Raw genomic sequence first — 21,613 nt, forward strand, 5'->3', positions numbered from 1 at the left:
AGCGGGGGACGGCGCGGGCCGTGTCCGCTGGGTCTGCGGGCGGTTCGTCTCGTACTCTTGATTGGTGATCTTCAAAGCTGTTGGCGATGGCCGCCCCTACCCCGAGCACGGATACGAGACGCCCAAGGACTGGGCGTCCGTTGCCCCGCGGCAGGTCCGGCTCGATGAGCTGGTGACCACGAAGTCCACCCTGGATCTCGGGGCCCTGCTGGCCGAGGACTCCACCTTCTTCGGCGACCTGTTCCCGCACGTGGTGCAGTGGAAGGGCACCATGTATCTCGAGGACGGGCTGCACCGCGCCGTGCGCACGGCACTGCACCAGCGCACCATCCTGCACGCCCGCGTGCTGGTGCTCGACGAGTAGGGCCCGCACCGCTTAAACGCCGGAGGGCCGTGCGTGTGCACGGCCCTCCGATGTTTAACTTCCCGGGTGCTCCGGCTCAGCAGCCGTCCGGGCCGCAGGCGGGTCCGTCGGTGCCGGGCGTGACCATCTGCAGCGGGTTGGCGTCCTGCCAGGCCTTCTCCAGCGCTCCGGTGAACACCTCCGCCGGCTGCGCTCCGGAGATGCCGTAGCGGCGGTCGATGACGAAGAACGGCACGCCGCTGACGCCCAGCGCCCGGGCCTCGGCAATGTCCTGCCGCACGTCGTCGGCGTAGTCATCCCCGGCCAGCGCCGTCCGCACCCGGCCGGCGTCCAGCCCGGCGTCGACGCCGATCGCGACCAGCACCTCGACGTCGCCGATGTTCCGGCCCTGCTCGAAGTGCGCGGAGAGCAGCGCCTCCTTCACGGCGTCGGCGGCACCGGCGCCGCCCAGCTCCCGCGCCGCGTGGATCAGCCGGTGGGCGGTGAAGCTGTTCGCCACCACCAGGTTCTCGAAGTCGTAGGCCAGGCCCTCGCCGCGGGCCTGCTCGGCCACATGCGCCAGCATGCCCGACATCTGCTGCGGGTCCATGCCCTTGCGCTCGGACAGGTACTGCAGTTCGGTGCCGTCGTAGTGCTCCGGCAGCGACGGGTCCAGCTGGTAGCTGCGCCACTGCACCTGGACCTCGTCCTTGTGGGCGAAGCCCTCCAGCGCCGTCTCGAAGCGGCGCTTGCCGATGAAGCACCAGGGGCAGGCGATGTCGGACCAGATCTCGATTCTCATGCCGGAAAGAACCTCCGCCGGGCCCGAATCATTCCGCCGCGGCGCGGGCCGGGGCGGGCGCGGCGCCGTCGTCGGCTCCGGTCTCGTCCGCGAGCTCCGCGCGGAGCCGCCCGTCCCCGCGCACCCACAGGCGGTAGGCGACGAAGAGCAGCGCGATCCAGGCCGCGCCCACGATCAGGGCCACCCGGGTGCCGGGCATGACGCCGAGCAGCACCACGATGAAGACCATGAACGCCAGCGCGGCGTAGGAGGCCACCGGCCAGAACGGCACGCCGAACTCGGAGGCGGGCAGGCCGCGGCGCTTGATGTCCCGCTTCATGGCGATGTGCGAGAGCAGGATCATCACCCACACCCACACCGTGGCGAAGGTGGCGATCGAGGCGATGATGGTGAACAGCTCCTCCGGCAGCAGCGCGTTGAGCACGACGCCGACCAGCAGCACCACCGCCATCACGGAGACCGTCAGCCACGGCACCCCGTGCCGGGACACCCGGGCGAACGCGGCCGGGGCCTGGCCCTGCCGGGCGAGCCCGTACATCATCCGGCCGGCGCCGAAGGTGTCGGCGTTGATGGCGGACAGGGCCGCGGTGATGACCACCGCGTTGAGGATGTGCGCGGCGGCGGGAATGCCCAGCGAGTCGAAGATCTGCACGAACGGGCTGGTGGAGCCGTCAATGTCCTGCCAGGGGAAGATCATCATCAGCACGGACAGCGCACCGACGTAGAAGATCAGGATGCGCAGCGGGACGGTGTTCACGGCCGCCGGGATGGCCTTCTTCGGTTCCTCCGCCTCGCCGGCGGTGATGCCGATGGTCTCGATGCCGCCGAAGGCGAACATCACGATGGAGAAGGAGGCCAGCAGGCCCCAGAACCCGTTGGCGAAGAAGCCGCCCGAGCCGAGCATGGTGTCCAGGCCCGGATTGGCGCCGTCCTCCAGCCCGAAACCGAACAGGATGATCGCCGCGCCGCCGAGGATCATGGCGATGATGGCGCTGACCTTGATGATCGAGAGCCAGAACTCGGTCTCGCCGAACACCTTCACCCGCATCAGGTTCAACGCGCCGATCAGCAGCACGACGGCGAGGATCCAGATCCAGCGCGGCACGTCCGGGAACCAGAAGCCCATGTAGATGCCGAAGGCGGTGACGTCGGCGATGGCGACGATCGCCATTTCGAACGCGAAGGTCCAGCCGGTGATGAACCCGGCAAACGGGCCGAGGTAGCGGCTGGCGTACTGGCCGAAGGAACCGGAGACCGGATGCCGGACCGCCATCTCGCCCAGGGCCCGCATGACCAGGAAGACGGCGGCGCCGCCGATCATGTACGCGAGCAGGACGGCGGGACCGGCGGACTGGATGGCGGAGGCGGATCCGTAGAACAGGCCGGTGCCGATGGCCGAACCGAGCGCCATGAAGCGGATGTGCCGGACGTTCAGCCCGCGGGCCAGGGCCTGGGCGAAGGAGGACTTCAAGAAAAACGCACCTTGGAGATCGGGGAAGGGCTGCTGAAGAAGCGGCCAATCCATGGTACGCCCGCGCGGCGCGGCAGGCTGTTCGGGGCCTCACCGCCCGTGCCGGCGCCCCGCCTCCGCGTTTTGTGGCCACCCCTTGGCGTGCCGGGCGGCCGCTACGGCTCCGCGAGCTCCAGCAGGTGCGCCCGGGCGGCGGCCAGCTCGTCGGCGGTGAGGTACGGGCTGCCCATGGAGGCGGCCAGTCCCTCCGCGGCGTGCTGCACGACGATGCTCCGGGCCGGCTCGATCCCGTCGGCCGCGAAGGCCTCCCGCCAGATTTTCGCGTCGCGTTCCATGAATTCCTCGATGCCGGGCAGGGTGCCGACGGCGGCGGTCAGCCCGGTGGGCGCGAAGACCTGGGCCACGGTGTCGCCGCCCTCCGTCAGGGCCCGCACATAGGCGCGCAGCAGTTTGCCCGGCCGGTTCTCCGCCAGGTCCACGTGGGCGCGGACCTCGGTCCACAGCCGTTCGGCGGCGTCTTCGACGAGGGCGAGCAGCAGCGCCTCCCGCCCGGGGAAGTGGTGCAGCAGCCCGCTCTTGGAGATCCCGGCGGCGGCGGCGACGTCGGCGAGGGACACTCCGCCGCCCTGCTCGGCGACCAGCCGGGAGGCGGCGTCGAGGATGCCGCGCCGGGTGCGTTCCTTGTCCCGGCCGCCTTCCCGGCCGCCGGCCGGTTCAGTGCCCGACATGCTGCTGCTCCTGCGCTCCGGTGGGGGAAGGGATGACCCGCCAGGCAATCACGGCGGCCAGCACCAGGATCCCGGCGGCGACATAGCTGGTCAGCTGCATGGCGCCGGTGAAGGCATGCTGCGCCTGCTCGATCAGTGCGGGGTCGGTGAGCCGGCTGCTGGCGGAGGCCAGTGAGTCCTCCAGCGCCGCGCGGTCCGCCGCCGCGAGGTCGGCGGGCGGGGCCAGGTTGGCGCGGTAGAGCGCGGTCTGCAGCGAGCCCAGCACGGCGATGCCCAGCGCCACGCCCAGTTCATAGCCGGTCTCGGAGATCGACGCCGCGGCGCCGGCGCGTTCCCGGGGCGCGGCCGCGACGATTGCGTCGGTGGACAGGGCCATCGCCACTCCCACGCCCAGGCCGAGCACGGCCAGCGCCAGCCCGATGCCCCAGTAGGTGGGCAGCCCCTCGGCCAGGCCCAGGGCAGCCAGGCCCAGGGCGGCGACGCCGAGCCCGGCGCCGATGGACCGGCCGCGGCCCAGCCGGGTCAGCAGGAACCCGATGAACGCAATGACCAGGATGGAGGTCACGGTCACCGGCATTTCGGCCAGCCCGGCCATCAGGGGTCCGTAGCCGCGCACCAGCTGCAGGTACTGGGAGAAGAAGAACAGCAGGCCGCTGAACGCGAAGATGGACAGCGTGTTGGCGACCACGGCGCCGCTGAACGCCGGAATGCGGAACAGGTCGATGTCCACCAGGGGGTGCGGCAGCCGGCGCTGCCGGCGGACGAAGGTGATGCCGGCCAGCACGCCGGCCGCGGCGGTGGCCGGTACGGTCCAGTCCAGGCCGGTGCCGACGGCGTGCTTCACCGCGTACACCACCGGCACGATGGCGAGCACCGACAGCACCGCGGAGAGCAGGTCCACCCGTCCCGAGTTGGGGTTGCGGGACTCGGGCAGCAGGATGAGCCCGGCCACCAGCACCACGAGCATGATCGGCACGTTGATCAGGAACACCGAGCCCCACCAGAACCGTTCCAGCAGCGCCCCGCCGACCAGCGGGCCCAGCGCGGCGCCGCCGGTGGCCCCGGCGGACCAGACGGCGATGGCGCGGGTGCGCTGCACCGGGTCCTCGAACATGTCCCGCACGATCGACAGGGTGGAGGGCATGATCGTGGCGCCGGCGACGCCGAGCAGCGCCCGGGAGGCGATCAGCAGTTCCGCGGAGGGGGAGTAGGCGGCGATCAGCGAGGCGATGCCGAAGGCCGTGCTGCCGATGATGAGCAGTTTCTTGCGGCCCACCCGGTCCGCGAGGTTGCCCATGGGGATCAGCAGGCCGGCCAGCACGAAGGAGTAGATGTCACCGATCCACAGCAGCTGCGTGGCGGTCGGGGAGATCTCCGCCGTCAGGGCGGGGACGGCCAGATAAAGGACGGTGGCGTCCACCGCGAGCAGGACGACGGCGAGCATGAGGACGCAAAGCGCCAGCCACTCGCGGCGGCCGGCCTGGCGGTAGGCGGGAGGGGAGGAAGCCATGCCTCCACGCTACGGACCATTTGGTCGGTTAAGCAAACCAAGTGGACGGCAGGACGCGGAAAGGGGGTCCGACGCCGTTGCCGGCGTCGGACCCCCTGTGTGCCGTGTGCCTCCTATGCGGCGGCCAGCTCACCCTGGGATTCGTGCAGGAACCGGGCGTAGGCCGGAACCGTGAGGAACGTCGGGAAGTGCTCGCCGCAGGCGACCTCCTCGAACAGCTCGCGGGCGTCCTCGAAGCGGTCGCCGTCGAAGCGCTGCAGGTTGGCGAACTCCTCCTCGAGCAGTTCCTCGACCCAGTGGCGGGTGATGATCTCGCCCTCATCGGTCACGGCCGAGCAGTGGATCCACTGCCAGATCTGCGAGCGGGAAATCTCGGCGGTGGCGGCGTCCTCCATCAGGTTGTTGATCGCCGCCGCGCCGTTGCCGCGCAGCCAGGATTCGATGTAGCGGATGCCGACCTCGATGTTCGAGCGCACGCCCTGCTCGGTGATCACGCCCTGGGTGGCCGCCACGTTCAGCAGCGCCTTGTCGTCGGGCACCACGTCCTCGCGCAGCCGCTCCACCTGGTTCGGCCGGTCCCCGAGCACGGAGTCGAAGACCTCGCGGGCCACGGGCACCAGATCCGGGTGCGCCACCCAGGAGCCGTCGAAGCCGTCGTTCGCCTCGCGGGTCTTGTCCGCGCGCACCTTCTCCATGGCGACGTCGTTGGCCGCGGCGTCCTTCCGGTTCGGGATGAAGGCCGCCATGCCGCCGATGGCGTGCGCGCCGCGGCGGTGGCAGGCCCGGACCAGCTGCTCGGTGTAGGCGCGCATGAACGGGGCGGTCATGGTCACCATGTTCCGGTCCGGCAGCACGAACCGCGGGCCGCGGGTGCGGAAGTTCTTGATCACCGAGAAGATGTAGTCCCAGCGTCCGGCGTTCAGGCCGGCGGCGTGGTCCCGCAGCTCGTAGAGGATCTCCTCCATCTCGAACGCCGCGGTGATGGTCTCGATCAGCACGGTGGCGCGGATGGTGCCCTGCGGAATGCCCAGCAGGTCCTGCGCCAGGATGAAGATGTCGTTCCACAGCCGCGCCTCGAGGTGGTTCTCGATCTTCGGCAGGTAGAAGTACGGGCCCCGGCCTTCGGCGATCAGTCGGTGCGCGTTGTGGAAGAAGTACAGGCCGAAGTCTACGATGCCGCCGGCGATCGGGGTGTTGTCCACCAGCATGTGCTTCTCCGGCAGGTGCCAGCCGCGGGGCCGGACCACGATGGTCGGCAGGTCGGTCAGCTGGCCGCCGGAGAGCTTGTACTCCTTGCCCTCGGGCGAGGTGAAGTCGATCCGGCGCTCGAGGGCGTCGCGCAGGTTCAGCTGGCCGTTGACGACGTTGGTCCAGGACGGGGTGGAGGAGTCCTCCATGTCCGCCAGCCACACCTTGGCGCCGGAGTTCAGGGCGTTGATGGTCATCTTGCGGTCCACCGGCCCGGTGATCTCCACCCGTCGGTCCTCCAGTCCAGGGGCGACCGGGGCCACCCGCCACGTGGAGTCCTCGCGGATGTCACGGGTTTCGGGCAGGAAGGACGGGTCCGCGCCGTTGGAGATCTTCTGCCGGCGGGCCTGCCGCTGCTGGAGGAGTTCCTGCCGGCGGGCGGCGGTGGCCCGATGCAGTGCCTTGACGAAGTCCAGCGCCTGCGGCGTCAGGATCTCCTCCTGGCGCCGGACGGCCGGCGCGGTGAGGGAAATTCCGTTCAGGGTGATCGGGTCATTCATGGCGGTTCTCCTTCAGAAGTGCACAACGGGGGTTCCTGCCGGCGCCGGCAAGGGCAGGCGGCGCCGGCAGGAAGATGGGGTTAGTGGAACTGGGCGGTCTCGGTGGACCCGGCCAGCGCCAGGGTGCTGCCCTCGGGGTTCAGGGCGGTGGAGATGGCATCGAAGTAGCCGGTGCCGACTTCGCGCTGGTGGCGGGTGGCGGTGTAGCCGCGGCCCTCCGCGCCGAATTCCTTCTCCTGCAGCTCCACGTAGGCGCTCATCCCGGAGCGGGCGTAACCGTGCGCCAGGTCGAACATCGAGTAGTTCAGGGCGTGGAAGCCGGCCAGGGTGATGAACTGGAACTTGAAGCCCATGGCGCCGAGCTCGCGCTGGAACTTGGCGATGGTGTCGTCGTCCAGGTGCTTCTTCCAGTTGAACGACGGCGAGCAGTTGTAGGCCAGCATCTGGTCCGGGAACTCGGAGCGGACGGCCTCGGCGAACTTGCGGGCCATCTCCAGGTCCGGAGTACCGGTCTCCATCCAGATCAGGTCCGAGTACGGAGCGTAGGCCTTGGCCCGGGCGATGCAGGGCTCGATGCCGTTGCGGACCTTGTAGAAGCCCTCCGCGGTGCGCTCGCCGGTGATGAATTCCTGGTCCCGCTCGTCGACGTCGGAGGTAATGAGGGTGGCGGCCTCGGCGTCGGTGCGGGCAATGACCACGGTGGGCGTGCCGGCGACGTCGGCCGCGAGCCGGGCGGCGTTCAGGGTGCGGATGTGCTGTCCGGTGGGGATGAGCACCTTGCCGCCGAGGTGGCCGCACTTCTTCTCCGAGGCGAGCTGGTCCTCCCAGTGCACGCCGGACGCGCCGGCCTGGATCATGGCCTTCATCAGTTCATAGGCGTTGAGGGGGCCGCCGAAGCCGGCCTCGGCGTCGGCCACGATCGGCACCAGGTAGTCCTCGACGGACTGGATGCCTTCGGCGAACTCGATCTGGTCGGCGCGCAGCAGCGCGTTGTTGATCCGGCGGACCACCGTGGGCACCGAGTTGGCCGGGTAGAGGGACTGGTCCGGGTAGGTGTGGCCGGAGTTGTTCGCGTCGGCGGCGACCTGCCAGCCGGAGAGGTAGATGGCCTTCAGGCCGGCTTTGACCTGCTGGACGGCCTGGTTGCCGGTCAGCGCGCCGAGGGCGTTGGTATAGCCCTCGTCGCCGGCGTTCCGCAGCTGGTCCCAGAGCTTCTCCGCGCCGCGGCGGGCCAGGGTGTGCTCCTCCTGGATGCGGCCGCGCAGCTTGACGACGTCCTCGGCGGTGTAGTCACGCTCGATGCCTTCCCAGCGCGGGTCGGTGGCCCATTCCTGGGCCAGCTGCTCGGCGGCGGTGCTCGTCTCCTGCGTCATTTCCAACATCTCCTTGGATCTGTGTCCCGGCCCTTCCGGCCGGGTTTCCCTTGCTGTGGGAACCACTTTTCGCCAAAAACAACCCCTCTTCCAGAGGTTTTCTCTGGAAAAAAACGCGATTCTTCGCGTACCGTGAAAATGTGACCAGTTCAACATGGAACCGGCCGGCGCCGGAGGCCCCCGTGCCCGACGACCGGATGGACGGCATCGCCCTGGGACGCCGGCTGCGGCACCTGCGCAAGACGAAGGGCCTGACCCTCGAGGAGCTGGGCGCCGCCGTCGGCACCGTGCCCTCCCAGCTGTCGCTGATCGAAAACGGCAAGCGTGAGCCGAAGCTGGGCATGCTGCAGGCCCTTGCCAAGGCGCTGGGCGTGACGATTGACGCGCTGCTGGGCGAGGCCGAGCCGCCGAGCCGGCGCGCCGCCCTGGAGATCGAGCTGGAGCGAGCCCAGCGCGGTCCGCTGTATGAGTCGCTGGGCCTGCCGAAGGTGCGGATCAGCTCAAGGCTGCCGATCGATGTGCTGGAGTCCCTGGTCGGGCTGCAGGCCGAGCTGGAGCGCCGGCTGAACGAGCAGATCGCCACCCCGGAGGAGGCCCGCCGGGCCAACACCGAACTGCGCATGATGATGCGCGAGCGGAACAACTACTTTCCGGAGTACGAGCAGGCGGCGCAGCAGGTGCTGGACTCGGTGGGCCACACCGCCGGGCCGCTGTCCCAGCACGTCATCGCCGACATCGCCGCGCACCTGGGCTTCTCGCTGCACCACGTGAACGACCTGCCGCACTCCACCCGATCGGTCACCGACCTGAAGAACAAGCGGATCTACCTGACCCAGTCCCAGCAGTCCGACCACGATCCGCGCTCGGTGCTGCTGCAGGCCCTGGGCCACTACGTGCTGCAGCATGAGACCCCGCAGAGCTACGGGGAGTTCCTCAGCCAGCGGGTGGCCACCAACTACTTCGCCGCGGCGCTGCTGCTGCCGGAAAAGGCCACCGTCGAGTTCCTGCAGCGGGCCAAGGCTGCCAAGGAAATCGCCGTCGAGGACATCAGGGACGCGTTCGCCGTCTCCTACGAGACCGCCGCGCACCGCTTCACCAACCTCGCCACCGAGCACCTGGGCATTCCCACGCACTTCCAGAAGGTGCACAAATCCGGCATCGTCTACAAGGCGTATGAGAACGACGGCGTGACCTTCCCGGCGGACCATACCGGCGCCATCGAGGGCCAGCCGATCTGCCGGTACTGGACCTCGCGGGAGGTGTTCAACGTGCCGGACCAGTTCAGCGCCTTCAACCAGTACACGGACACGCCGGCCGGCACATACTGGTGCACCGCCCGCACCGAGCGCAGCTCCGCCGGGCTGTTCTCGCTGAGCATCGGCGTCCCATACGCGCACGTGAAGTGGTTCCGCGGCCGCGAGACCCAGGAACGGTCCAAGTCCACCTGCCCGGATCCGAACTGCTGCCGGGTGCCCCCGCAGCAGCTGGCCGCGGAGTGGTCCGGCAACGCCTGGCCCAGCGCCCGCGCCCACTCCCACCTGCTGGCGGCGCTGCCGCCCGGCGCGTTCCCCGGCGTCGACGAGACCGAGGTCTACTCCTTCCTGCAGGCGCATTCGGAGCGGTAGTGGTGGAGCTCTGGAATCCCCTGTACACCGGAACGGTATGGCTGGCCGTCGCGCTCGCCGCCGCCATCGGCGTTCTCGGGGAGCGCTGCCTCGGGGCGAACGCGGGCCTGCGCGGCCGTCCCGGCCTGCCCCCGGAGAATCCGGCGGCGGAACAGACGGCGGATGGCGATGAAAAAGCCGGAACCGGGACGGGCCGCGGCCCAGGCACACTCACCGCGCGTGAGCTGGAACTGGGCAACTACGCGTCCCGCTACCTCACGCGCCTCTGCTGGATCAGTTTTGCCGCCTCGACGGTCCTGGCTGTCTGGCTCTTCCTGCAGGTCCCGCTGAACACCATGGTGCCGGGGCGCATTTACCGGTACGGCGACGGAGATCAGGTCCTCGCAGTGCTGCCAATGCTTCTTCCACCGGCCTGGGCCCTGATGCTGGAGCGCACCGGCCGAAAGCCTGATGCCGGACACATGGGGAAGGGCTCACGGAGGGGCCTGATCATCGTCGGCTCCGCCATGGTGATCTGGCCGGTGTACTTCCAGCTGCACTTCGTAGCCAGGGCACTCACTGAGGGATACGTGCCCTAGGCGCCGCAGCTCCCGCACCGGCCTGACACAGCAGCGGCCGCCTCCCCGAAGGGAGACGGCCGCTGCTGTGCTGCACTCAGCGCGTCAGGCTACCGGCTGCACTTCACTGCCCCGAAAGGAGCCGTGAACTCGGCCTTCTCGGCCTTGCCGCCGCCGGTCCACTTGTAGTCGGCGGTCACTTCGCCGGCCGCGGTGGTCAGCTTGCGGGTCTTGATCACCTCGGTACGGGTCTCGCCGGGCTGCAGCTTCTGCACCTTGGCGTTGCCGTACGGGGTGTTGATGGTGATGTCCGCCCGGCGGTCGCCGGGGTTGGACACCGTCACCTTGATCTCGGACTTGAACGCGTTGCAGACCGCGACGGCGCTCACCGGGTTCACCACCGGAGCCGGCACCGAGATCGGCAGGATCTCCGTGCGGCCGCCCAGGCCTGCGGCGCCGGAGAGGTCCCCGGTGCCGTTGTGCAGGTGCAGGAACAGCGCCTTGGCGTCGGTGACCTCGGCCCCGCGGTTCACGGTGAGCTTGCCGCCGTCGACGTCGGCAAACAGCCCGGCTTCCGGAGTCGCACCGCTGAACCACAGGGCCGGGTTGACGGCGTCGAACCCGATCCAGGCGGTTTCGTCGACCGGCACGTTGCGGCCGGCTTCGTTGGAGTTGTAGGGGCTCCAGGTGCTGACCCGGTACTGGATCGGCAGCGCGTCGGCGGCCGGATCAAGGCCCAGCGCCTCCACGGCCACCGGCAGCGTCACGACGTTGGTGTCGAAGGTGTTGGAGTCCAGCTCACCCGTCACACCGTTGGCCCCGTACTGGTCCGTGAGCTCCGGGCTGCCGCCCGGAACCAGCCGGTAGGTGGAGACCAGGACCAGGTCCAGGTCGGCGGCCCGGGTCGTGGCGACGATGAAGTCCGGCATGCCGTCGGCGTTGACGTCGATCTCCACGTCAATCTCGTTGGATCCGCCGAGGATCGGCCAGTTGGCCCAGGTGCTGACGCCGAAGTGCAGCATCGCGTCCCGCTGGTCGGCTCCGGCGGCCCGCAGCGCGGGCAGCGTCGAGGACGCGCCCACAGACTGCAGGTCCATGGACCGCATCGACTCCAGGTTCACCTTCTCGAGGCGCGGGCTCTCCGCGCCGAGCACCAGCGGGGCGACCAGCGACAGGTAGCGGGAAGCACCCTCACCCTGCTGCAGGTCACGGCCGCGCAGCACGACGTCGGCCGCGCCCGCCTCGGCGTCGGCGAACGCGACCCCGGTGCCGGCGCTCATTGCGGAGGTCGGCTTCGGCGCGGAGTACACCGGCACCCGCAGTGTCGGCACACCGTCGGCGGCCAGCTGCACGCGGCCGGAGACGTCGGCCAGGAACTGCCGGGCCAGCTCCAGCTGCTCGGTCTCGGCGCCCGGATCGATGGTCTTGGCCAGCGCCGACGGGTCGGCGATGTCCAGGGTCACCTCCACGGTGGCCTTGCCGTTGGCCGGCACGTCCACCCGCGGGCTGACGCTGACGGCCACGCCCGGCATGGTGGAGGACTCCAGGTACGAGGCCGTGTAGCGGCGCGGGGTGTCGGACTTGTTCTCCACCGTGATGCTGCGGGTCAGCCGCAGCGCCTCGTCGCCCAGCTCCAGCACGCCGAAGTTCACGCTGGTCAGCGCCTGATCATCCGTGGCGTAGGCCAGCACCTTGGTGTTCAGCGCATCGAGTGCGTCCACCCGGCCCGAGCCCACCCGGTTCGGGGCCAGGACGGTGCCCTCGGCCGAGAACAGGTCGTGGGTGGCCGTGTTCATGATCGCGGTCTTGACCTCATACGGGTTGTAGTCCGTCGCCGCGTACATCAGCGCCGCCAGACCGGCGACATGCGGAGCGGCCATCGAGGTGCCGCTGCTGGTCGAGGCTCCGTCACCGGAACCGACCGACACGGAGCCGATCGAGGAGCCGGGAGCGGCGACGTCGGGCTTCACCACGCCGTTGGAGCCGTGCAGGCCGCGGGAGGAGAAGGAGCTGACGGTGTCCTGGGACTCCGACGGGCCGGTGGCGGTCGCCATGTACTCCGGCGCCAGGCGCAGTTCCAGGGTGCCGGCGACGGCGGCGGGCCGCAGCCGGTCCGAGGAGTCGCGGTTCAGCTGGATGCCCGGAAGGGCCGCGTTGCCGCCGATGCCGGCGTCGAACACCGAGCGCGGGGAGTCCAGGACGACGCCGGTGGCGCCGGCAGCCTGCGCGTGGTTGAAGCGCACGCCGGAGCCGCACGGGAACTGGCCGTTCTCTTCCCATTGGATCCAGACCCACTTGCCGGCCAGCGAGCCGGCCGGGAAGGCCTCGCAGCCGAACCGGTTGTTCGCCGGGGCCATCACCACGCTGCCGGTGAGGCGCTCCTCGGTGACGGCCGGGTCGGAGTAGTTGAAGTTGGAGCTGTACTGGCCCGAGGCCGTGCCCTCCACATCAGCGGGGGCGAGCACATCGGCACGGTCCAGGGTCACTTGGGAACCGATGCTGCTGGCCACCGCCAGCGAGGAGCGGGCGTTGCCGGGCGAGCCGCCGACGTCGTACACGTCGCCGGCGTTGCCGGCCGAGGTGACGGAGAGGATGCCCAGCTCGGTGAGCTTGTCCACGATGGCGTTTTCCGGATCGTCGTACGGTGCGTACTCCGAGCCGAGGGACATGTTCACCACCTGGGCGCGGTCGGAGAAGTCGCCGTCGCCGTTGGGATCCAGGACGTAGTCCAGGGCCTGTCCGACGACGGCGGAGGAACCCTCGCAGCCGAAGACACGGATGCCGACCAGCTTGGCTTCGGGAGCGGAGCCGGGGCCGATGCGCATCCCGTTGACCTCTTCGGCGGTGAGCTTGGTGTAGTCGCCGCGGAAGGTGCTGCCGTCGTCGTTGGTGCCGTAGCCGGCGGCGGTGCCGGCCACGTGCGAGCCGTGCCCGCCGCAGTCCAGCGGGTTCAGGTCCGGCTTCGGCACCGGCTGATAGGTGGGGGAGGAGGGGTCGGCGTTGTAGTCATCGCCCACCAGGTCGTAGCCGCCGATGAACTTCTCCGGATCGAGCAGGCCGGAGTCCGCCGCCGGGATGGCCGCAGAGGCCTGCGCGGCCTGGTAGGCCTCCACCGTGCCGGGGCCGCCGAAGGAGGAGTGCGTGTAGTCGATGCCGGTGTCGAGCACCGCAATGGTGATGCCCTCGCCGGTTTCGCTGCGCTGCACCCAGCTGTCCAGTGCCCGGGTGTCGATGTCGGCGCCCTTGTTGTCCACGGTCTTGGGCACGATGCGGGTGATGCTGGCGACGTCGTCGCGGCCGGCCAGTGCCTTGATGGCCTCCGCGTCGCCGCGCACCGCGACGCCGGGCAGCGTGTTCGTGGTGGTGTACAGGGCCTCGGCGGAGGCCTCGGCCGCGGCGGACTGCGCCTGGGCCTCGATGTTGGAGCGGATCTGGCGGACCCGTTCACGCTTGTTGACCGGCTTTTCCCGGCCCTCCTTGACGGCCTCGGGCTGGGTCTGCCCGAACGCGCCGTCGCCCTTGAACTGCACATAGGCGGACACCTCACCGTTGAGGTCCCGCAGGCTGGGTGAGACCTTGAGGGCCTCGAAATCCCGAACCTGGATGCCCTGCGCCGGGGCTTCGCCGCCGTCCGTTTCCTGCGCCTGCGCCGGCAGGCCGAGGCCTGCGGTGAGGGCGACACCGGCCAGGGTGGCAACCACCCCTGCGCCGGCCCGATGCTTCGAGAGTCTCATCCTGCTCCTTGAACGTTCCGCCGCGCGTCACCGGACAGACGCTTACGAGACGTTCAAGACCGGCTGCTGGCACGCTGCGACAGCTTTCCTCAGTGCCCCCAACCCCCGAGCGGGGTGCCAGCGTGCACCTACGGCCCCCATTAGTCCTGCAGCCGTAGCCACACCATAGGGGCAGCCGAGGAAGGAGCTGAGAGTAACCCTCGAAGAAGTTGGAGATTGGCTCAAAAGCCGCGCACTTTCGTCCCGCACCCTTGACGCCGCGCAATGACTTGCCTTATCGGAATGGCACTAACGACCGTGGCCGCAAACGGCTGCGGGGCCGGTGCCGTCGGCACCGGCCCCGCAGGGGAACGTCAGGCAGGCCTAGAGGGCCGGGCCGCTGCCGGCGCCGCCCTGCCACAGGGCGTCGAACGGGGCGTTGGAGGACACCCGGTTGCGGATGCCCTCGGTGACGAACGCCTTGGCGGTCTTCGCCGCCTCCAGCGGCGAGGCGCCCTTGGCGAGCTCGGCGGTGATCGCCGCGGCGAGGGTGCAGCCGGCGCCGCTGACCGCGACGTCGCCGATCTTGGGCGCGCGCAGCACCTCCAGGGTTTCACCGTCGTAGAAGACGTCGACGGCGTCGTCGCCTTCCAGCCGGACCCCGCCCTTGGCGAGGACGACGGCGCCGCTGGCCTCGTGGATGCGCTTCGCCGCCTCCTTGAGGTCCTCGACGCTGGTGATGTCGTCCATGCCCGAGAGCGAGATGGACTCAAAGTGGTTGGGGGTCACGAACGTGGCCAGCGGCAGGATCTGCGCCTTGAGCGCCTGATCGGTGTCCAGGGCGGCACCGGGCTCCTGGCCCTTACAGATCAGCACCGGGTCGAGCACGATGTTGGCCCACTCCTGGCTCTGCAGCGACTTGGCCACGGTGTCGATGGTGGCGGGGGTGCCGAGCATGCCGATCTTAACCGTGTCCAGGTCATAGGCGGTCTGGATCACCTCGAGCTGGTTGCTGATGACCTGCGGCTCGACCGGAACGAAGCGGTGGTTCCAGCTGTCCTTCGGATCGAAGGCGACGATGCAGGTCAGCGCCGTGATGCCGTAGACGCCGAGCTCCTGGAAGGTCTTCAGGTCCGCCTGCGCGCCGGCGCCGCCGGTGGCCTCGGAACCTGCGATGGTGAGCGTTACGGCCGGTGCCGCGGCCGGATGTGTGTTAGCAGACATGGGTCTATCTTCCACCCGGAACGGCGGCTGGTGCCACCGCTTCAGCCGACTGTGACCAGCCGCCAGACGGCTGCCCGGCCGAGGGCCGCGGAAACGCCCACCGCGAGCCCCATCAACAGCGGCACGAACACCGACCGCACCGCCAGAGCCACCGCCAGCCAGGTCAGCAGCGCCGGCACCGCAAAGAAGGCCAGCACGTGCAGCCACTGGCTGGCCACCGGCCGCAGCGCCAGCCCCAGGGCGATGCCCACGGGCACCGCCGTCGGCAGGCCGAGGCCCGCTGCGTAGAACGCCGCGATCACCGCGATCCAGGCGTAGCCCCAGAAATCCCGGCTGGTGCCCCACCCGACGGCGGCGGTGGCGATGGCGGCCAGGACCAGGGCGGCGACTCCGTAGCCGACGGCGAACGCGGTGGGCCCGAACCGGACCCGGGCCCCGGGGGCGGCGAGCCGGCGTCCGGGCAGCCGCAGCGCGGGGCGGAGGAGGCCGCCGTCGTCCGTCTGCTCCATCATCCGCGCGCCTCCTTGGGCACCTGAGCCGGCCTTGATCGGGTGCTGGGCCCTGGACCGGTGGCACCACAGTAGGCGCTGCGGCCGCCGGGCGGGAGGGCAATCCACAGCAGCGCGCTCCCGGACATGGCAGAATGGACGCGGCCGCATCGGAACGCAGATGCCACCGGCGGCGGCCGCCCGGGGCAGCGGGCACAGTGCTAATACAGCCGGCTTAGGCCAGGCGAACCACTACCGAAAACGGACCCATGCGTACAGAGACCCCCACCGAGGTACTTTCCGTCCCCGCCTTCGCCAGCCGGCGCGGCTCCCACTACGACATCCTGCTGACGGTGATGTGCGTGGTGATCGTGCTGTCGAACATCGGCGCGAGCAAGGGGGTGGTGATCGGCCCGATCTTCGGCGACTTCAGCATCATCACCGACGGCGGCTTCTTCCTCTTTCCGCTCGCCTACATCCTCGGCGACGTGATCAGCGAGGTGTACGGCTTCAAGGCCGCCCGCCGCGCGATCTACACCGGCTTTGCCATGTCGCTGCTGGCGGTGCTCAGCTTCGCGGTGCTCATTGCCCTGCCCGGGTTCGACGACGCCGGCGGCATCGCGAAGCAGGCGGCGCTGGAGCAGGCGCTGGGCCCGGTCTGGCAGATCGTCGTCGCCAGCCTGCTCGGGTTCCTGGTCGGCCAGCTGCTGAACTCCTACGTGCTGGTGCGGATGAAGCGCCGCTTCCAGGAACGCGCCCTGATCGGCCGGCTGATGGCCTCCACCGGAGTGGGCGAGTTCGCCGACACGCTGATCTTCTGCGCGGTCGCTGCGCCGGTGATCGGCATCAGCGACGCCGCCGGGTTCCTGAACTACGTGATCTTCGGCTTCCTGTACAAGACCGGCGTCGAGTTCCTCTTTATCCCGGTGACCGGCGTCGTGATCCGGCTGCTGAAGAAGCACGAGCCGAGCTACGGCACGCCTGCCGCCGACGACGCAGCCACCGCCCGCATCCCGGCCGAGCCCGGCCGGGCGCCGGCGGCGGGCGCCACCGAGCGGATCGACCGGATCCGGGACTAACGGTCCGGGCGCCGCCTAGGCTTCCTTCGCGCCGCCGTAGTACTTGCCCAGCACCTCGGCCTTGAGCTCGAAGAACGTGCCGTCCTCGATGGCCCGGCGGGCGTCGTCGACCAGGTTCACCGTGAAGTGCTCGTTGTGGATCGAGACCAGGGTGGCCGAGAGCATCTCCTTGGCCTTGAACAGGTGGTGCAGGTACGCCTTGGTGTAGTGCGTGCAGGTGTAGCAGGGGCAGCCCTCGACCAGCGGCGAGAAGTCCTTCTTGTACCGGGCCTTGAGCAGGTTGATCCGCCCGTACGGTGTGTAAAACGCGCTGGTGCGCGCCACCCGGGTGGGGGAGACACAGTCGAAGGTGTCCGCGCCGTTCTCGATGGCGGTGAACAGGTCATCCGGCTCGGAGATGCCGAGCAGGTGCCGCGGCTTGTCCTCCGGCAGCTCCTCGGTGCACCAGCGGATGATGGTGCCCAGGTTCTCCTTCTCCAGCGCTCCGCCCAGGCCGAACCCGTCGAAGTCCATGGCGCCGAGGTCCCGGGCGGCCTTGCGGCGCAGGTCCTCGTACTGCGCACCCTGCAGCACCCCGAACAGCGCCTGGTAGGGCTTGTCCGCGCGCTCTTCGGTGAGCCGCCGGTGCTCCTCGAGGCAGCGGATGGCCCACAGCCGGGTGCGCTCCAGCGAACGCTCCTGGTAGCCGCGGGAGTTCATCAGCGTGGTCAGCTCATCGAACGCGAACATGATGTCCGCGCCGAGCTGGTGCTGGACCTGCATGCTGATCTCCGGGGTGAACCGGTGCTTGTCCCCGTTGATGTGGGACTTGAACCAGACGCCGTCGTCATCGACGTGCGCGAGGCGCTCCTTGCCGGGGGCGACGTCGTCGTCCGCCCCGGTCGCGTGGGTGCTGCCGTCCGCGTTCATGTTGATGACCTTCTTGAACCCGGCGCCCAGGCTCATCACCTGGAAGCCCCCGGAGTCGGTGAAGGTGGGGCCGGGCCAGTTCATGAACTTCCCGAGCCCGCCGGCGGCGTCGAGCACATCCGCGCCCGGCTGCAGGTACAGGTGGTAGGCATTGGCCAGCAGCGCCTGCGCCCCGAGATCGGCCATGGCCTCGGGCAGCACCGCCTTGACCGTGGCCTGGGTGCCGACGCCGATGAACGCCGGCGTGCGGATCTCGCCGTGCGGCGTGGAGATCACGCCCGTGCGCCCCTGGAACTCACCGCCGTTGGCCGCCGTCTGCTCTTCAGTGGGCTGCGCCGTCTCGCGCAGCCGCTTGCCAAGGGTGAAGGAAAAGGAAGATGAGGAGGACACCCTCCCATTTTGCCCTACCGGCGGCGCGCCGCTTCCGGGGCGACGGCGGGGCGACGGCGGTGCCCGGCGGCCGGTGCCGGCAGGGCGGCTGGGAGGTGCACCACAAAAGTTCGGGCCCGCCAAACCGCGGGAGTAGCGTGGACAGGCGGCGCCGTCGCCGCCGCCCCACCGCCCGCCTTTCCCGGGTGGACTCTGCCCCGGATCCGAGAAAGGTACCGCCGTCCCGTTGAAGCATCTGCGAGATCTGTTCGCCCTGGCCCCTGCGCACAATGACCACCACGTGGCGCTGCGCTGCGGGGTGGGCGTGGGCGTGCCGCTGCTGCTGCTGCTGGTGCTGGGCCGGGTGGACCTGGCGATCTTCGCGACCTTCGGCGCCTTCACCGGCATCTACGGGCGCAACGAGGCGCACCGGGCACGCCTGGGCCACCAGCTGCGTGCCGGGGCGCTGATGCTCCTGGTGGTCACCGCCGCGGTGGCCTCCGCCCGGCTGCATCCCGATGCGTGGGACATCGTGGCCGGAACCTCGCTGGTGGCGGGGCTGGCGAGCCTGGCCGCGGGCCTGTGGCGGCTGCGCCCGGCCGGTTCCCTGTTCCACATCTTCGCCTACGGCGCGATCGCCTCCATGCCGTCGCATCCGCCGGCCTGGCAGGCGCTGCTCACCGCGGTCTGCACGGTGGTCTTCGCCCTGGTCCTGGGACAGCTTGGACTGCTCAGCCGCAGGCACCGCACCGGCTGGCGGCGGCCGGCCCGGGCCCGCTTCTCGCCGGCCCAGCGCCGGGCCCTTGCCGCCGACGCCGGCCTGCACCTGCTCGCGGCCGCCGTCGCCGGGTGCATCGCCACCGCACTCGGCATCGGGCACAACTACTGGGCGATGGTCGCCGCGACCGTGCCGCTGGTGGGCCAGACCGTGCGCAGCCGGATGTTTCGCGGGGTGCAGCGGGTCCTGGGCACGTTCGCGGGCCTGCTGGTCACCGCGCTGATCCTGTGGCCGGGGCTGGAGCCCTGGCAGATGGCCGTGGTGATCGCCCTGCTGCAGTTCGCCGCGGAGATGTTCGTGCTCCGCCAGTACGCCCTGGCGCAGGTGTTCGTGACCCCGCTGGCGCTGGTCAGCACCGAGCTGGCACGCCCCTCGGACCCGGCGGTGCTGCTGCAGGACCGGGCCGTGGAGACGGTGATCGGCGCCGCCGTCGGCATGGCCGTGGTGCTCCTGCTGCACTGGCGCGCCACGGTGCTGCGCCGCCGCACGGCCGGGATGCCGCCGGCGGCTGACCCGGGCTCCGCCGCACCCCGCGAGGTGCGCGCCCCGGCCTGAGCGCCGTCCGGATCCTTCCGGATCCCTCCGGTTTGTCCTGGTTCCTCCGGTTTGTGCGCCCCGCCTGAGCCCCAAGGCCTGAGCGCCGTCCGGATTCCTCCGGTTTCTCTGAATTCCTCCGGTTTGTGCAGATCCCTCCGCTGCGCAGTGGAGGTAAACGCACAAACTGGAGGGTTTTTCCCAAAGCGGAGCGCGGCAGGTCCCCGCGTCGCACACGGCAGTCACCACGGTGCGGCCCAGGCAGCACGAAGGCCTCCGGCCCGGGCCGGGCTATGTACCCGGGCCGGACCGAAGGCCTTTGCGTGGAGAGCTTGTCCGCGGCGGTCAGCCGCCGGAGAAGCCGGGGTTAGAGCGCGTCCTGCCGTGCCGCTTCCGGGGCCCGGCCGTAACGCTCGGCCTCGATGTCCTCCAGCGTCTTGCCGCGGGTGTTCGGGGCCCAAACGACGCCGATGAGCATGGCGGCGACGAGCGCGCCGATCATGATCATGCCCACGAACGGCACACCCTGCTCGGCGAGCAGCGTGGGGAACCAGTAGCTGAGCAGGCCGACCACGATGCGGGCGACGAAGAACAGCACGCCCTGGGCGCTGGCACGCAGGCGGGTCGGGAACATCTCGGCGGCCCACAGCGCGTAGAAGGCCTGCGCGCCGATGCCGGCGGAGATGCCCCACAGCGCGGCGAAGAGGATCAGCACCGGCATGGTCACGTGCGCGAAGACCAGCAGCAGCCAGGCGATGATGCCCAGCACGGCGCCGATGCCGTAGAGCAGGCGGCGGTCCACCCGGTCGCCGTACTTCATGAAGCCGAAGTAGGTGGCGGCCACGGTGAGGGTCCAGAGCAGCACCTGCAGCAGGTTCTGCTGGGTGGCGGATTCGACGCCGGCGGTCTCGTAGACGCGCGGCATGAAGATGCCCATCTGCCCGGCAACCAGGTTCCACAGGGCGTACACGCCGGTCAGGAACAGCAGGGCCTTCACGTTGGTGGCGCTGGTCAGCAGCTCGCGGTAGTTGCGGCGCTTCACGCCGCCGGCCTCGGCGACGCGCCGCTCCTCGTCGGACTTCTTCCAGGTGGCCGACTCGGAGAGGCCGCGGCGGATCCACCAGGTGACGAAGGCGACCACGAACAGGTGGGCGAAGATGATGCGGCTGCCGGTCAGGCCCAGCGGAACCACGAGGGTGGCGAACAGGAACACCAGGGCCGGGCCGAGGGACCAGGCCAGCTGGGCGGTGCCCACGTGCTTGGCCCGGTGTTCCGCGGGCGCCTCTTCGGCAATGTAGGTCCAGGCGACGGGCACGCCGGCGCCGACGGCGATGCCGGTGAGGATCACGCCCACGATGAGCATCCACGGGGCCACGGCGAAGATGACCAGCAGGGTGCCGAGCATGTAGAGGATCAGGTCATAGGTGTAGATGAACTTGCGCCCGTACCGGTCGCCCAGCGGCCCGCCGATGAGGGCGCCGATCGCCGCGCCGAAGGCGTTGGCGCTCAGGGCGGCGACCAGGCCGACCAGCAGGTTGCTGAACCCGAAGTACTCCTGCCAGAGGGTCAGGCTGGTGGCCAGGGCGATGATCGAGCCGGCCTCGATGTAGTTGGACATAGACACGGCGATGGTGGCTTTCCATCCGCCGAGCTTCGTGGTGCTGCTCATGGCGAGCCTTTCTGCAACGGTGAAGAAGGTGCTGTGAAGCGGGCACGGGTGTGCCCCGAAGAAGACAGAGTCAGGCGAGGTGGAAGTACTGCGTCAGCGTCTGCGCCGAAGTGCCTTCGACGAAGTACTGCGCCATTTCGGCCTGCCAGCGGGTGTTGACCGGGTGCGCGTCCATCCGCTCCTGGGTGGCCTCGGCGTCGTCGGCCTCGTAGTAGCCCACGACCAGGCCGTCCTCCGCGCGCAGGAACAGCGAATAGTTCCGCCAGCCGGTCTCGCGCAGGGCCTCGAGCATCTCCGGCCAGACCCGCTGGTGGACCTCGACGTACTCGGCGAGCCGCTCCGGGCGGACGTGGAGCAGGAAGCACCGGCGGGTGCGCGTGGTCTCCGCGGGAAGCCGGACCAGCTCCGGCAGGTCAGCCGTGGATGGGGAACGGCCCATTCATCACTCCTTCGTAATGTGGCGGGTCCGGGAGGACCTTCGCACCTGTGGCGGCAGCCGGACCGTCCGGACGGGAAGGCCGGAGGCGGTGATCCCTGTGAGGGGGCTCTCATGTGCTGCCGGACTCATAGTATCCAAAACTTGAGACGTTTCAAGACAAAGTTTCCCGTGGTGCTCGTGTTGCTGCTGGGGCGACGTTTGACCTGGCTCACGGTTCGGGCTTAGTTTGGTGAAACGATTCAATGCGGTGTCCA

At 69.7% G+C, this 21,613-nt stretch carries 17 protein-coding genes; 5 read left to right on the forward strand and 12 right to left on the reverse strand.

Annotated features, from left to right (window positions below; genetic code table 11):
- Nucleotides 1-64: 64 nt before the first annotated feature.
- Nucleotides 65-364: a type II toxin-antitoxin system VapB family antitoxin gene (locus AC5RV6_RS15135; protein WP_494008184.1), complete on the forward strand. Its 300-nt coding sequence runs from the start codon at nucleotides 65-67 to the stop codon at nucleotides 362-364.
- A 76-nt stretch (nucleotides 365-440) separates the two neighbouring features.
- On the opposite strand, the gene AC5RV6_RS15140 is transcribed toward AC5RV6_RS15135, so the two are convergent.
- The 6 genes from AC5RV6_RS15140 to aceA all read right to left on the reverse strand — a co-directional run bounded on the left by AC5RV6_RS15140 (nucleotide 441) and on the right by aceA (nucleotide 7,984).
- On the reverse strand, nucleotides 441-1,145 hold the full coding sequence (locus AC5RV6_RS15140; protein WP_494008185.1) for a DsbA family oxidoreductase: 705 nt from the start codon (nucleotides 1,143-1,145) through the stop codon (nucleotides 441-443).
- 28 nt (nucleotides 1,146-1,173) lie between these two features.
- A complete protein-coding gene (locus AC5RV6_RS15145) occupies nucleotides 1,174-2,556 on the reverse strand; it encodes an amino acid permease (RefSeq protein ID WP_494008358.1) in 1,383 nt (460 codons plus the stop codon).
- Nucleotides 2,557-2,771: 215 nt separating this feature from the next.
- Entirely contained in the window at nucleotides 2,772-3,344 is a 573-nt protein-coding gene (locus AC5RV6_RS15150) for a TetR/AcrR family transcriptional regulator (protein ID WP_494008186.1), read from the reverse strand.
- Nucleotides 3,331-4,854 carry an MFS transporter gene (locus AC5RV6_RS15155; protein WP_494008187.1) on the reverse strand — a complete coding sequence of 508 codons (1,524 nt, stop codon included), beginning with the start codon at nucleotides 4,852-4,854 and terminating at the stop codon, nucleotides 3,331-3,333. Before AC5RV6_RS15155 ends, AC5RV6_RS15150 begins: the two co-directional genes overlap by 14 nt.
- Before the next feature lie 113 nt (nucleotides 4,855-4,967).
- A complete protein-coding gene (gene aceB / locus AC5RV6_RS15160; RefSeq protein WP_494008188.1) occupies nucleotides 4,968-6,602 on the reverse strand; it encodes a malate synthase A in 1,635 nt (544 codons plus the stop codon).
- Nucleotides 6,603-6,682: 80 nt separating this feature from the next.
- Nucleotides 6,683-7,984 carry an isocitrate lyase gene (aceA, locus tag AC5RV6_RS15165; protein WP_494008189.1) on the reverse strand — a complete coding sequence of 434 codons (1,302 nt, stop codon included), beginning with the start codon at nucleotides 7,982-7,984 and terminating at the stop codon, nucleotides 6,683-6,685.
- Nucleotides 7,985-8,172: 188 nt separating this feature from the next.
- Between aceA and AC5RV6_RS15170 the strand changes: the two genes are divergently transcribed.
- Nucleotides 8,173-9,600 (forward strand): helix-turn-helix domain-containing protein, encoded by a 1,428-nt coding sequence (locus AC5RV6_RS15170; protein ID WP_494008359.1) that lies wholly within the window; start codon nucleotides 8,173-8,175, stop codon nucleotides 9,598-9,600.
- Nucleotides 9,600-10,178, forward strand: a complete 579-nt coding sequence (locus tag AC5RV6_RS15175; protein ID WP_494008190.1) for a hypothetical protein — start codon at nucleotides 9,600-9,602, stop codon at nucleotides 10,176-10,178. The genes AC5RV6_RS15170 and AC5RV6_RS15175 overlap by 1 nt, the downstream gene beginning before the upstream one ends.
- An 89-nt stretch (nucleotides 10,179-10,267) precedes the next feature.
- On the opposite strand, the gene AC5RV6_RS15180 is transcribed toward AC5RV6_RS15175, so the two are convergent.
- The 3 genes from AC5RV6_RS15180 to AC5RV6_RS15190 all read right to left on the reverse strand — a co-directional run bounded on the left by AC5RV6_RS15180 (nucleotide 10,268) and on the right by AC5RV6_RS15190 (nucleotide 15,606).
- Complete coding sequence (locus tag AC5RV6_RS15180) at nucleotides 10,268-13,891, reverse strand: S8 family peptidase (RefSeq protein WP_494008191.1); 3,624 nt, start codon at nucleotides 13,889-13,891, stop codon at nucleotides 10,268-10,270.
- 363 nt (nucleotides 13,892-14,254) lie between these two features.
- Nucleotides 14,255-15,094, reverse strand: coding sequence for a bifunctional hydroxymethylpyrimidine kinase/phosphomethylpyrimidine kinase (gene thiD, locus AC5RV6_RS15185; protein ID WP_494008192.1), 840 nt, complete (start codon nucleotides 15,092-15,094; stop codon nucleotides 14,255-14,257).
- Nucleotides 15,095-15,135: 41 nt separating this feature from the next.
- Nucleotides 15,136-15,606, reverse strand: a complete 471-nt coding sequence (locus AC5RV6_RS15190; RefSeq protein ID WP_494008193.1) for a hypothetical protein — start codon at nucleotides 15,604-15,606, stop codon at nucleotides 15,136-15,138.
- Between the two features lie 245 nt (nucleotides 15,607-15,851).
- Here AC5RV6_RS15190 and AC5RV6_RS15195 point away from each other — a divergent pair, with 245 nt between their 5' ends.
- Entirely contained in the window at nucleotides 15,852-16,661 is an 810-nt protein-coding gene (locus AC5RV6_RS15195) for a queuosine precursor transporter (RefSeq protein ID WP_494008194.1), read from the forward strand.
- A gap of 15 nt (nucleotides 16,662-16,676) precedes the next feature.
- On the opposite strand, the gene tgt is transcribed toward AC5RV6_RS15195, so the two are convergent.
- Nucleotides 16,677-17,960, reverse strand: a complete 1,284-nt coding sequence (tgt, locus tag AC5RV6_RS15200) for a tRNA guanosine(34) transglycosylase Tgt (protein WP_494008195.1) — start codon at nucleotides 17,958-17,960, stop codon at nucleotides 16,677-16,679.
- A 226-nt stretch (nucleotides 17,961-18,186) separates the two neighbouring features.
- On the opposite strand from tgt, the gene AC5RV6_RS15205 reads away from it, so the two are divergent.
- Nucleotides 18,187-19,272: an FUSC family protein gene (locus AC5RV6_RS15205; protein ID WP_494008196.1), complete on the forward strand. Its 1,086-nt coding sequence runs from the start codon at nucleotides 18,187-18,189 to the stop codon at nucleotides 19,270-19,272.
- 346 nt (nucleotides 19,273-19,618) lie between these two features.
- Here the strand turns inward: AC5RV6_RS15205 and AC5RV6_RS15210 are convergent, their stop codons facing one another.
- Both AC5RV6_RS15210 and AC5RV6_RS15215 read right to left on the reverse strand, forming a co-directional pair.
- Complete coding sequence (locus tag AC5RV6_RS15210) at nucleotides 19,619-20,920, reverse strand: MFS transporter (RefSeq protein ID WP_494008197.1); 1,302 nt, start codon at nucleotides 20,918-20,920, stop codon at nucleotides 19,619-19,621.
- A gap of 70 nt (nucleotides 20,921-20,990) precedes the next feature.
- The gene (locus tag AC5RV6_RS15215; RefSeq protein WP_494008198.1) at nucleotides 20,991-21,359 is read right to left on the reverse strand and encodes an L-rhamnose mutarotase; all 369 of its coding nucleotides are present in this window, start codon (nucleotides 21,357-21,359) and stop codon (nucleotides 20,991-20,993) included.
- Nucleotides 21,360-21,613: the final 254 nt, after the last annotated feature.

It is taken from the genome of Arthrobacter saudimassiliensis, from assembly GCF_059090665.1.